Here is an 11046-nt window from a genome sequence, read left to right as displayed (position 1 = left end):
CCCACGGGCAGTGGCTGTGCGCGAGTTGCCGGCGGGCGTTCGCGGTGAAGTTCCTGGGATTGGAGGTGAGCGGTATATGAGCGAGCGCAGCGAGTTCATCATGAACACTGGCGGTCACCTCGCGAGGACTGTGCCGTTCGGCCGTGGCGAGGTGGCCGCATGAGCCTGACCGAGGCGGTTCCCTTGCCGCTCGCGGGGGTCACCCACGTCCGTCGGCGCGACGCGCGATGGGCCGAAGAGACCGAGCGCCTGGCGACCAAGGCCGGGCTCGAACTCGAGGACGCCACCGCCATCGAGATCGTGCGCTGGGCCGCGGAGAACTTTGGGGAGCGGGTCGCCGTCACCGCGTCGATGGCCGATGCGGTGGTGGCGCACCTGGTCAGCACCGTCAAGCCCGGCGTGGATGTGTTATTTCTGAACACCGGCTACCACTTCGCCGAGACCATCGGCACCCGCGACGCGGTGGCGGTGGTCTATCCCGAGGTGCGCATCGTCAACGCCGAGGCCGAGCAGTCGGTGGCCGACCAGGAGGCCGAGTTCGGCCCGCTGAACCGGACCGACCCGGCGCAGTGCTGCTTCCTGCGCAAAGTGGTACCGCTGCGGGAAACCCTGGCCCGGTACGACGCGTGGGTCACCGGGGTGCGCAGGGTGGACGCGCCGACCCGGGCGAGCACCCCGATCGTGCAGTGGGACGACCGCAACGGCCTGGTCAAGGTGAACCCGATCGCTGCCTGGTCCGACGAAGAGTTCACGAACTACATCGCCGACCGCGGGATTCTGGAGAACCCGTTGGTGGGCGCCGGTTATCCGTCCATCGGTTGCGCGCCGTGCACCGCGAAACCGCTGCCGGGCCAGGACTCGCGCAGCGGCCGGTGGGCAGGCCAGGCCAAGACCGAGTGCGGATTGCACGGGTAGGGACTCATGACGACTCTGGAAACCACGCCGCTGGACGCGCTCGACCGGCTCGAATCCGAGGCGATCCACATCTTCCGCGAGGTGGCGGGCGAGTTCGACCGACCGGTGATCCTGTTCTCCGGCGGCAAGGACTCCACGGTGCTGCTGCACCTGGCGGTGAAGGCGTTCTGGCCCGCGCCGGTCCCGTTCCCACTGTTGCATGTGGACACCGGGCACAACCTGGACGAGGTCATCGAGTTCCGCGACCGCACCGTCGAGCGCCACGGCCTGCGCCTGGTGGTGGCGAGCGTGCAGGACTTCATCGACGACGGCAGGCTCGAAGAGCGGCCCGACGGCACCCGCAACCCGCTGCAGACGGTGCCGCTGCTCGACGCCATCACCGCGAACTCCTACGACGCGGTCTTCGGCGGCGGCCGCCGCGACGAGGAGCGGGCGCGGGCGAAAGAGCGGATCTTCAGCCTGCGCAACGCCTTCGGCCAGTGGGAACCGCGCCGCCAGCGTCCCGAGCTGTGGAACCTGTACAACGGCAGGCACCGGGCGGGCGAACATGTCCGCGTGTTCCCGCTGTCCAACTGGACCGAACTCGACGTGTGGCGCTACATCCAGCGCGAGCGGATCGACCTGCCGTCGATCTACTTCGCGCACCGCCGCGAGGTGTTCCAGCGCGACGGCATGTGGCTCACCGCCGGGCCGTGGTTCGGCCCGCGCGCGACGGAACCGGTGCGGGAGTTGACCGTGCGGTACCGGACCGTCGGCGACGGCTCGTGCACGGGCGCGGTGCTGTCCGACGCGGCCGATCTCGACCAGGTCATCGCCGAGGTGTCGGCGAGCAGGCTCACCGAGCGCGGCGCGACCCGCGCGGACGACAGACTGTCCGAGGCAGCCATGGAAGACCGCAAGCGGGAGGGCTACTTCTGATGAGCGACTTGTTGCGACTGGCCACGGCGGGCAGCGTGGACGACGGGAAGTCCACGCTGGTGGGCCGCCTGCTCTACGACACCAAGTCCGTGCTGGCCGACACGCTGGACGCCGTCCAGCGGGCCAGTGTCGACAAAGGACTGTCCACTCCAGACTTGTCACTGCTGGTCGACGGGCTGCGCTCCGAGCGCGAGCAGGGCATCACCATCGACGTCGCCTACCGCTACTTCGCCACCCCCAAGCGGACTTTCATCCTCGCCGACACCCCCGGGCACGTGCAGTACACCCGCAACACGGTGACCGGCGCGTCCACCGCGCAGCTCGCGGTGCTGCTGGTCGACGCGCGCAAGGGCGTGCTGGAGCAGACCCGGCGGCACGCCGCGGTGCTGGCGCTGCTCGGCGTGCCGCGGCTGGTGCTGGCGGTCAACAAGATCGACCTGGTCGACTACGACGAGGCGGGCTTCGAACTCATCGCCAAGGAGTTCACCGACCACGCGACCGCCCTGGGCTACCCGCTCGGCTCGGTGCTGTCGATCCCGGTGTCGGCCCTGGTCGGCGACAACGTCGTCGACCGGTCGGTGCACACCCCGTGGTACGTCGGCCCGACTTTGTTGGAGCACTTGGAAAACGTGCCGGTCGAGCCCGACCCGCACGACGCGCCGTTCCGCTTCCCGGTGCAGTACGTCATCCGCCCGCGCACGCCGGAGCACCCGGACTACCGCGGCTACGCGGGCCTGGTCGCGGCGGGCACGGTGACCAAGGGCGACAAGGTAGTGGTGCTCCCGGCGGGGCTGCGCACGACGGTCGAGCGCATCGACACCCACGACGGCGAACTGGCCGCGGCCGAGGCGGGCCGCTCGGTCACCCTGGTGCTGTCCGACGACATCGACATCGCCCGCGGCGACCTGATCGCCGCCGCGGTGGGTGCGCCCGCGGTGGCCGACGAATTCGAGGCGACCCTGGCGTGGCTGTCGGAGAAGGCCCTGCGCCCGGGTGCCCGGGTGCTGGTCAAGCACGGCGCGCGCACGGTGCAGGCCGTGGTCACCGAGCTGACCGCCCGTTTCGACGAGCAGAAACTGTCCACTGTGGCCGGCCCGGAGACGTTGGGGCTCAACGAGATCGGCCGCGTCCAGGTGCGCACGGCCGAGCCGCTGCCGCTCGACGACTACGCCGTCAACCGGCGCACCGGGGCTTTCCTGGTGATCGACCCGGCCGACGGCGCCACCCTGGCGGCGGGCCTCGTGGGCGCGAGCCTGCCCGCGCTGGACGCGGACCGGAGCTGTACCAGTGGCGGAGAGGCCGCCAACCCGGATCTCGTGTCTCCCTGACTCCCCGACCCCGAGAGGCCTGAAGTGAAGCGCAGTTCACACCGACCGCGAGTGCTCGCCGCGGTCACGGTCGCCCTGTCCCTGCTCGCCGCGACCGTCGGCTGCACGCGCGTCGAGACCGCCCCCGCGCCCGCCCCGGGCGAGAGCACCGACAAGGGCCTCGCGGCCGAGCTCCGGCTGGGCTACTTCCCCAACGTCACCCACGCGTCCGCGCTCGTCGGCCTGGAGAAGGGCCTGTTCGCCAAGGAACTGAGCGGCACCGAGCTCATCCCGACGAAGTTCAACGACGGCCCGACCGAGGTCAGCGCGTTCCTCGGCGGCTCGCTCGACGCGGGCTTCATCGGCTCCGGCCCCGCGCTCAACGCGTTCGCCAAGTCCAACGGCGAGGCCGTGCGCCTGGTCGCGGGCGGCACCTCCGGCGGCGCGCAGCTCGTGACCACCGCCGACATCACCAAGCCCGAAGACCTGGCGGGCAAGACGGTGGTCACCCCAGCGCTCGGCAACACCCAGGACGTGTCGCTGAAGAAGTGGCTGGTGGACAAGGGCCTCAACGACAAGGTCCAGGTGACCAACCGGGAGAACGCGCAGACCTTCGACGCGTTCCGCAAGGGCGAGGTGCAGGCGGCCTGGCTGCCCGAGCCGTGGTCCTCGCGGCTCGTGCTCGACGCCGGCGCGAAGGTCCTGCTCGACGAGAAGGAACTGTGGCGCGACGGCAAGTTCCCGACCACGGTGCTGCTGGTCCGCACGCAGTACCTGCGTGATCACCCGCAGACGGTGCAGGCCCTGCTGCGCGGCCTGCTCGCCGCGAACGACTTCGCCCAGCAGAACACCGCCGAGGCCAAGCTCGCGGTGAACAAGCAGCTCGAAGCGTTGACCGGCAAGGGATTGAGCGCCCCGGTGATCGACCGCGCGTTCACCTCCATCGAGCTGAGCACCGACCCGCTGGCGGCCACCTTCCCGCAGCTCGCCAAGGACGCGGTGACCGCGGGGATCGCCCAGCAGGAGACCAAGCTCGCCGGTTTCGTCGACTTGGGCGCGCTCAACGCGGTACTCAAGGCCGCGGGCAAGCAGGCGGCCGACGCCGCGGGCCTGGACCAGAAGTAGGCAGGACGACGAGGAAGGCAGGCGAAGACGATGACCGCCACCCTTGAGGCCGCATCCCACACCGGCACCGACGCCGTTGTCCGGCTGACGGATGTCCGCAAGACCTTCGGGCACGGCCGCCGCGCCGTGACGGCGCTCGACGGGATCGACCTCACCGTCGCGCCCGGCGAGTTCGTCTGCCTCCTCGGCGCCTCCGGCTGCGGCAAGACGACCGTGCTCAACCTCATCGCCGGGCTCGACGCGCCATCGGGCGGCCGGATCGAGCTGACCAGCAGCAGGCCCGCCGTGATGTTCCAGGAAGCCGCGCTGATGCCGTGGCTGACCGCGGCGCGCAACGTCGAGCTGCCACTGCGACTCGCGGGCGTCAAGCGGGTCGAGCGGCAGGCCCGCACGGCTGACCTGCTGGAGCTGGTGCGCCTGGGCGGCTTGGGCGACAAGCGCCCGCACGAGCTGTCCGGCGGCATGCGCCAACGGGTCGCGCTGGCCAGGGCGCTGGCCTCGGCGCTGCAGGACAGCCGGGGCCCCGGCTCGTCGCTGCTGCTGATGGACGAGCCGTTCTCCGCGCTCGACGCGATCACCCGCGACGTGCTGCAGGGCGAGCTGCTGCGGGTGTGGGAGGCGACCGGCGCGGCCGTCGTGTTCGTCACCCACGACGTGCGCGAGGCCGTGCGGCTGGGCCAGCGGGTGGTGCTGCTGTCGTCCAAGCCGGGCCGCGTCGTGCAGGAATGGCCCGTCGACGGGCTCTCCGGTGCCGACGCGGCCGACGCCGTCGAGCAGATCAACACCCGCCTGCGCGAGGTGATCAGCAGCCATGCCGCCGCGTGAGGCGACCACCTCCCGCGACGAGCAGAACCAGGCAGCCAGTGTCGAAGCCGGGCTCGACGCGCTGGACACCCCGCCGGTCGCGGCCAAGGGAGCGGGCAGCCGCGGCCTGGCCCGCACGGTGCTGTCGCCGATCGCCGCCCTGGTCATCGTGGTCGTGGTGTGGCAGATCCTCTGGTCGCGCGCCATCTGGCCGGAGTACCAGCTCCCCGCGCCGCTCGCGGTGTGGGAGCAGATCTGGAAGGTGGTCCGCAGCGGCCAGGTGTGGGAGTTCCTCTGGGTTTCGGTGCACCGCGCGGTCATCGGGTTCCTGATCTCCGTGGCGGTGGCGACGCCGCTGGGGCTGCTGCTGGCCAAGGTGCGGATCGTGCGGGCCGCGCTCGGGCCGCTGGTCTCGGGGCTGCAGAGCCTGCCGTCGGTGGCCTGGGTGCCCGCCGCGGTGCTCTGGTTCGGCATCACCGACGCCGCGATCTACACCGTCGTGCTGCTCGGCGCGGTGCCGTCCATCGCGAACGGCCTGGTCTCGGGCATCGACCAGATCCCGCCGATCCTGCCCCGGGTCGGCAAGGTGCTCGGCGCGGGCAGGCTCGACTCGGCGCGGTTCATCCTGCTGCCCGCCGCGCTGCCCGGCTACCTCGCGGGACTCAAACAGGGCTGGGCGTTCTCGTGGCGCTCACTGATGGCCGCGGAGCTGATCGCGACCTCGCCGCAGCTCGGCTTCGGCCTCGGCCAGTACCTGCACAACGGCATGTCGCTCTCGGACATGTCGATGGTGCTGGCGGGCATCCTGCTGATCTTCTTCGTCGGCGTCGGCATCGAACTGCTGGTCTTCCGGCCGCTGGAGCGCGCGGTGCTGCGCGCCCGCGGCCTGAACGGATCGTTCTAAATGAACACCCCACTAGTCGCCGTCGCCCACGGCAGCCGCGACCCGCGCTCGGCCGCCACAGTCGCCGAACTGTTGTCGGTCGTGCGCGCGCGCAGGCCGGGGCTGGACGTGCGGGGCGCGTTCCTCGACCTGTCGGCGCCCCGGCTTATCGACGTGCTCACCGCGCTGCACGGCGACGGACACCGCGCCGTGGTGGTCGCGCCGCTGCTGCTCGGCCGCGCCTTCCACGCCAGGGTCGACCTGCCCGCGCTGGTCGACGCGGCCACCGCGCGGCTGCCCCGGCTGTCGGTGACCGTCGCGGACGTGCTCGGCCCGGACGCCCGGCTGGAGGCGGCGGCGCTGCGCAGGCTGCGCGAGATCGGCGTGCGGCCAGGCGATCCCGACGTCGGCGTGGTGCTCGCTGCGACCGGGTCCGCGCACGCCCCGGCGAACGCGCGGGTGGCCGCCGTCGCCGCGCGGTGGGCGCGGACCCAGGGCTGGTCCGGCGTCCGACCGGCATTCGCCGCGGCCGACCCGGATGTCACCGCCGCCGTGGCGGCACTGCGCGCGCGGGGCGCCGAGCGGATCGCGGTGGCGTCCTGGTTCCTGGCCCCCGGCCGATTGCCCGACCGGGTCATCGCGCAGGCCGTGGCCGCCGACCCTGGTGCGCTGGTGGCCGCGCCGCTCGGGCCCGCCGTCGAGCTGGCCGACCTGGTGCTCGACCGGTACGACGAGGTCCGCGGCGCCGCCGTGCGCTCCGCGTAATCGGGCGTGACACATATCCCGAACCCGGTCATCACCACCACGACGGTCGGATAGCGCCGCGCGGGTGGGGCGCCCGCGGCACCCCACCCGCCTTTAGGGTGGCCGCATGGCTGACGAGTTGGTGCACTACCAGGTCGCACACGGTGTGGCACGGATCACTTTGGACTCCCCGGACAACCGCAACGCGCTCTCCGCGCAACTCCGGGCCGAGCTGCGCGACCACCTGACCACGGCCATCGCGGACAGCGACGCGCGCGTGATCGTGCTCGACCACACCGGTCCCGTGTTCTGCGCCGGGATGGACCTCAAAGAGGCGGGCGGCGCGGCGGCGGGGGCGCAGGGGGTCTCCGAGTTCCCGGCGATCCTGGAACGGATCTGGACCAGCCCGAAGCCGGTCGTGGCCAAGCTCGCCGGTCCGGCCCGCGCGGGCGGCGTGGGCATGGTGGCCGCGGCAGACATCGCGGTCGCCGCCGACACCGCCACTTTCGCCTTCACCGAGGTCCGCATCGGCGTGGTGCCCGCGATCATCTCCGTGACGGTGGTCCCCCGCCTGCTCCCCCGCGCCGCCCACGAACTCTTCCTGACCGGCGAACAGTTCGACGCGGCCCGCGCGGTGGCGATCGGCCTGATCAACTCGGCCGTCCCCGCTGCCGACCTCGACGCGGAGGTCGACCGCTACACCGGGATGCTCGCGCTGGGCGGGCCGAACGCGCTCGCCGCGACCAAGCAGATGCTGCGCCGACCACCCGCGGGCGACATGTCGGCCGACTTCGCCGAGATGCTGACGCTGTCCGCGGGCTTCTTCGCCAGTCAGGAGGGGCAGGAGGGCATCGCCGCGTTCATGGGCAAGCGCAAGCCGAACTGGGTACCTCAGGTGTAGTACTAGCCCTCGGCGAGGACGATCGACAGCGAGCGGTCGGGATCGGTGAAGCCCTCGACGGCGTCGTCGAGGACTTCGCGGATCGCGCGGTAGCCCGGCGGGTCGGCCTTCGCCAGGACCTCGGGGTGGGTCCAGATCAGCACGTGCTCGCCCTCGGGCAGCCACGACAGGTCGACCAGGCAGTCGTAGAGCCCGTCCAGGTTGTGGCCGAACCAGTCCGGGAAGGACAGTGCCAGGGACACCGCGGTGAACATGGCCCGCTTGCTGCGCACGGCCGAGCCGTCCACGAAATGTTCGATCACCGGGCCAGGTCTACCACGACGAACGACGCGTAGTGATCCCCGGTGTAGAACACTTCCCGCGCGGCGCCGGTCACCAGGCGCCGGGCGCCGCGGTCGGGGCTGTCCGGCGTGGGCACGGTGTACTCCCGGTAGTAGCCGGATTTCTGCTCGGGCAGCAGCTTCTCGCGGTTCTGGAACGTCGTGCCGTCGTTGCGCGGATACGGAAACGGGCCGCCGCGCTCGACCAGCCGCCACGTGCGCGCCGCCTCCTCGGGCAGTTCGGACAGCGGCCGGACCGCGAGGCCCGTGCCCGCCCCGGGGACGGACGCCGCACCGCCCGCGGGGCTGGTGCCCGCGTCACGGATCAGCCAGCCCGCGAGGACGAGCACGACGAGGCCAACCAGCGCGGCGGTGATGCGTGTGCGAGAACCCACCCGGTCAGCCTACGAATCCGCGTCGGAACTCGACCGAGACCCCAGCGGCGGCTCGTCGCGCGAGGTGCCGACCGTGTCCGACGCGTAGTCGACAACCCGATCGATCAGCCAGGCCAACACCACGCACAACGGCAGCAGCACGGCCATCACCAGGGCGAACTGGAGGGCGAACGGGACCGCGATGATCCACAGTTCGACGTCGTTCCACCACTCCGACAACCCTTGCAGCACAATCCGAGCGTAGACCTTGGCCACTTCCGCCGGGCGATCGGCGCCTGGCTTGGTTATGTTTCAACCATGTTCGCCGTGTATGCCGCAGAGCCAAGTCCAGACGACCCGCTGGCCGCGCTGACCGTGGGTGAGCGCCCCGACCCCACCGCGCCCGATGGCTGGGTGGCGGTGACCGTGAAGGCCGCCAGCCTCAATATGCACGACCTCTGGACGCTGCGCGGCGTCGGGATCAAGGCCGAGCAGTTCCCGATGATCCTCGGCTGCGACGGCGCCGGGGTGCTCGCCGACGGCTCCGAGGTGGTGCTGCACTCGGTCGTCGGCGACCCGTCGTGGAGCGGCGACGAAACCCTCGACCCCAAGCGCACCCTGCTCACCGAGAAGCACCAGGGCGCGTTCGCCGACACCGTCGTGGTGCCCGCGCGCAACGCGCTGCCCAAGCCGGCGGGGCTGTCGTTCGCCGAGGCCGCGTGCATGGGCACGGCGTGGCTGACCGCCTACCGGATGCTGTTCGTGAAATCGGGGCTGCGGCCCGGGCAGACCATGCTCGTGCAGGGCTCGTCCGGCGGCGTGTCGACCGCGCTGATCGAACTGGGCAAGGCCGCCGGACTGCGCGTCTGGGTCACCGGCCGCACCGAGGAGAAGCGCGCGCTGGCCGCGGAGCTGGGCGCCCACCAGACCTTCGAGTCCGGCGCCCGGCTCCCCGAACGGGTGGACGGCGCGTTCGAGACCGTCGGCAAGGCCACCTGGGCGCACTCGATGCGCGCGCTCAAGCCGGGGGGCGTGATCGTGGTGTCCGGCTCCACCAGCGGCCCCGACCCGAGCGCCGACCTGCAGCGGCTGTTCTTCCTGCAGCTCCGCGTCGTCGGCTCGACCATGGGCACCCGGGAGGAGTTGGGCGATCTGCTGAACTTCTGCGAGGTCGCAGGCATCCGACCGCGGATCGGTGCCGAACTCCCGATGGAGAAGGCCGAGGACGGCTTCGCACAGATGCTCGCTGGCGAGACCGCGGGCAAAATCGTCTTCACCCGCTGAGCCGAGCGGACTGCCACGGCCGCCGCAGCGCGCGGCGACCGTGGCAGCGCTGCGCCCGCATCCTGAGTGGACGATGACCGGTCCCAGATCCGTTGTCCCTCAACCGATCGAGTGCCATTGACGTGTCAATCAGGTGGGGTCAATGTTAGTAGGCCCGCTTCCCGGCGAACACGCGAGGAGACAAGTCCATGAGCTCGAACATAGACAAGGTGTTGCAGGCCGCGGTCGACAGCGGCGCCGTGCCCTGCGTGGCCGCGATCGCCGCGGATCGCAACGGCGTGATCTATGCAGGCGGCGCGGGCGCGAAGGTCGCGGGCGGCAACGACACGGTCGGCGTGGACACCCATTTTCGGATCATGTCGATGACCAAGATGGTGGCCACGGCTGCCGCACTGCAGCTGAGAGAAAAGGGCGACCTGGACTTCGACGCCCCGATCGACACCTACCGTCCCGAGTTCGCCGACCTCCAGGTTCTGGACGGTTTCGACGGCGACACCCCACGCATGCGCCCGCCTGCGACCCGGGCCACCGTCAAGCAACTCGTCACCCACACGACCGGCCTCGGCTACTGGTTCTGGAACGCCGACCTGGTGCGCTGGGAGTCGGTCACCGGCACCCCGAACGTCCTCTCGGGCACCAACACGATCTTCACCGCCCCGATGGTCGCCGACCCGGGCACCACCTTCGAATACGGTATCAACACCGACTGGCTCGGCAAGGTCGTCGAGGCCGCAGGCGGCGTCACCCTCGACGTCGCCGTGAAGGAGGGCATCACCGGTCCGCTCGGGATGGACCAGACGACCTTCCACCGCAATGCCGACCAGGCCGGGAACACCACCCCGATCCATCTGCAGGGCGAAGACGGCACCTGGTCGGCCAGCGAGATCGCGCTCGTCGAGGAACCGGAGTACTGGGCAGGCGGCCACGGCCTCTACTCGACGCCGCGGGACTACATCAAGTTCCAGCGCGCCCTGCTCGGCGGCGGCGAACTCGACGGCGTCCGCATCCTGCAGGAGTCCACTGTGGACAGCGCGTTCACCAACCAGATCGGCGACCTCGACTTCCCCGCCGCGATCGAGACCGCCGACCCGGCCTCGACCCACGGCTTCTACCCGGGGCCCGGCTACAAGTGGGGTTACGGCCTGCTGCTCAACACCGGGGACATCCCGGGCATGCGCCGCGCGGGCAGCGGTGCGTGGGCCGGACTGTGCAACACCCACTTCTGGGTGGACCCGACCAGCGGGATCGCCGGGTCGATCTACAGCAACTTCCTGCCGTTCGTGCCGCAGGCCGCGCTGGACATGTACGCCAACTTCGAGAGGGCCGTCTACGCCTCCAGGTAAGTCACGTCGAGTCGGGCGCGGGGCCCCCCGGGGGGGCGGGGCGCCCCCGGGGCCCCCCCCCGCGCCCGGGGGCGCCGGCGGGCCCGGGGGGGGGGGGCGGGCGCCGCGCCCCCCGGGGGCGGGGGGGC

The 11046-nt window shown here is 71.3% G+C and carries 13 protein-coding genes; 10 read left to right on the top strand and 3 right to left on the bottom strand.

All coding sequences use genetic code 11. The annotated features are described in order from the left end of the window. Nucleotides 1-159: 159 nt before the first annotated feature. The 8 genes from ACT4N7_RS28170 (at nt 160) to ACT4N7_RS28135 (ending at nt 7597) form a co-directional block, all read left to right on the top strand. Nucleotides 160-915 carry a phosphoadenylyl-sulfate reductase gene (locus ACT4N7_RS28170; RefSeq protein WP_444831906.1) on the top strand — a complete coding sequence of 252 codons (756 nt, stop codon included), beginning with the start codon at nt 160-162 and terminating at the stop codon, nt 913-915. A gap of 6 nt (nt 916-921) precedes the next feature. Then, a complete protein-coding gene (gene cysD / locus ACT4N7_RS28165; RefSeq protein ID WP_444831905.1) occupies nt 922-1833 on the top strand; it encodes a sulfate adenylyltransferase subunit CysD in 912 nt (303 codons plus the stop codon). Next, nucleotides 1833-3161 carry a sulfate adenylyltransferase subunit 1 gene (locus ACT4N7_RS28160; protein WP_444831904.1) on the top strand — a complete coding sequence of 443 codons (1329 nt, stop codon included), beginning with the start codon at nt 1833-1835 and terminating at the stop codon, nt 3159-3161. The genes cysD and ACT4N7_RS28160 overlap by 1 nt, the downstream gene beginning before the upstream one ends. 51 nt (nt 3162-3212) lie before the next feature. After that, nucleotides 3213-4265: an ABC transporter substrate-binding protein gene (locus tag ACT4N7_RS28155; protein ID WP_444831903.1), complete on the top strand. Its 1053-nt coding sequence runs from the start codon at nt 3213-3215 to the stop codon at nt 4263-4265. Nucleotides 4266-4295: 30 nt separating this feature from the next. Then, complete coding sequence (locus ACT4N7_RS28150; RefSeq protein ID WP_444831902.1) at nt 4296-5090, top strand: ABC transporter ATP-binding protein; 795 nt, start codon at nt 4296-4298, stop codon at nt 5088-5090. Further along, the gene (locus ACT4N7_RS28145; protein ID WP_444831901.1) at nt 5077-5973 is read left to right on the top strand and encodes an ABC transporter permease; all 897 of its coding nucleotides are present in this window, start codon (nt 5077-5079) and stop codon (nt 5971-5973) included. Before ACT4N7_RS28150 ends, ACT4N7_RS28145 begins: the two co-directional genes overlap by 14 nt. Continuing rightward, nucleotides 5974-6717 carry a sirohydrochlorin chelatase gene (locus tag ACT4N7_RS28140; protein ID WP_444831900.1) on the top strand — a complete coding sequence of 248 codons (744 nt, stop codon included), beginning with the start codon at nt 5974-5976 and terminating at the stop codon, nt 6715-6717. A gap of 106 nt (nt 6718-6823) precedes the next feature. Next, the gene (locus tag ACT4N7_RS28135) at nt 6824-7597 is read left to right on the top strand and encodes an enoyl-CoA hydratase-related protein (RefSeq protein ID WP_444831899.1); all 774 of its coding nucleotides are present in this window, start codon (nt 6824-6826) and stop codon (nt 7595-7597) included. A gap of 2 nt (nt 7598-7599) precedes the next feature. Here ACT4N7_RS28135 and ACT4N7_RS28130 read toward each other — a convergent pair whose 3' ends face one another. Genes ACT4N7_RS28130 through ACT4N7_RS28120 form a run of 3 tightly spaced genes read right to left on the bottom strand, consistent with a single transcriptional unit; the run spans nt 7600 to nt 8543 of the window. Then, nucleotides 7600-7899: a barstar family protein gene (locus ACT4N7_RS28130; RefSeq protein WP_444831898.1), complete on the bottom strand. Its 300-nt coding sequence runs from the start codon at nt 7897-7899 to the stop codon at nt 7600-7602. Then, nucleotides 7896-8312: a ribonuclease domain-containing protein gene (locus ACT4N7_RS28125; protein WP_444831897.1), complete on the bottom strand. Its 417-nt coding sequence runs from the start codon at nt 8310-8312 to the stop codon at nt 7896-7898. The genes ACT4N7_RS28130 and ACT4N7_RS28125 overlap by 4 nt, the downstream gene beginning before the upstream one ends. A 9-nt stretch (nt 8313-8321) precedes the next feature. After that, complete coding sequence (locus ACT4N7_RS28120; RefSeq protein WP_444831896.1) at nt 8322-8543, bottom strand: hypothetical protein; 222 nt, start codon at nt 8541-8543, stop codon at nt 8322-8324. Between the two features lie 66 nt (nt 8544-8609). Here ACT4N7_RS28120 and ACT4N7_RS28115 point away from each other — a divergent pair, with 66 nt between their 5' ends. Both ACT4N7_RS28115 and ACT4N7_RS28110 read left to right on the top strand, forming a co-directional pair. Continuing rightward, on the top strand, nt 8610-9575 hold the full coding sequence (locus ACT4N7_RS28115) for a zinc-binding dehydrogenase (RefSeq protein WP_444831895.1): 966 nt from the start codon (nt 8610-8612) through the stop codon (nt 9573-9575). A 188-nt stretch (nt 9576-9763) separates the two neighbouring features. Beyond that, nucleotides 9764-10918 (top strand): serine hydrolase domain-containing protein, encoded by a 1155-nt coding sequence (locus ACT4N7_RS28110; protein WP_444831894.1) that lies wholly within the window; start codon nt 9764-9766, stop codon nt 10916-10918. The last annotated feature ends 128 nt before the right edge of the window (nt 10919-11046 follow it).

The sequence above is a fragment of the Actinokineospora sp. genome (assembly GCF_052390155.1).
Lineage (GTDB): Bacteria > Actinomycetota > Actinomycetes > Mycobacteriales > Pseudonocardiaceae > Actinokineospora.
Note: the sequence above shows the minus strand (reverse complement) of the source record. Positions and strands in the feature narration are given on the sequence as shown.

Excerpts from the sequence above, each read along its gene's own strand:
- ACT4N7_RS28115 (WP_444831895.1), top strand. The coding sequence starts at position 8,610 with ATGTTCGCCGTGTATGCCGCAGAGCCAAGTCCAGACGACCCGCTGGCC.
- cysD (WP_444831905.1), top strand. The coding sequence starts at position 922 with ATGACGACTCTGGAAACCACGCCGCTGGACGCGCTCGACCGGCTCGAA.
- ACT4N7_RS28150 (WP_444831902.1), top strand. The coding sequence starts at position 4,296 with ATGACCGCCACCCTTGAGGCCGCATCCCACACCGGCACCGACGCCGTT.
- ACT4N7_RS28160 (WP_444831904.1), top strand. The coding sequence starts at position 1,833 with ATGAGCGACTTGTTGCGACTGGCCACGGCGGGCAGCGTGGACGACGGG.
- ACT4N7_RS28135 (WP_444831899.1), top strand. The coding sequence starts at position 6,824 with ATGGCTGACGAGTTGGTGCACTACCAGGTCGCACACGGTGTGGCACGG.
- ACT4N7_RS28170 (WP_444831906.1), top strand. The coding sequence starts at position 160 with ATGAGCCTGACCGAGGCGGTTCCCTTGCCGCTCGCGGGGGTCACCCAC.
- ACT4N7_RS28145 (WP_444831901.1), top strand. The coding sequence starts at position 5,077 with ATGCCGCCGCGTGAGGCGACCACCTCCCGCGACGAGCAGAACCAGGCA.
- ACT4N7_RS28140 (WP_444831900.1), top strand. The coding sequence starts at position 5,974 with ATGAACACCCCACTAGTCGCCGTCGCCCACGGCAGCCGCGACCCGCGC.
- ACT4N7_RS28110 (WP_444831894.1), top strand. The coding sequence starts at position 9,764 with ATGAGCTCGAACATAGACAAGGTGTTGCAGGCCGCGGTCGACAGCGGC.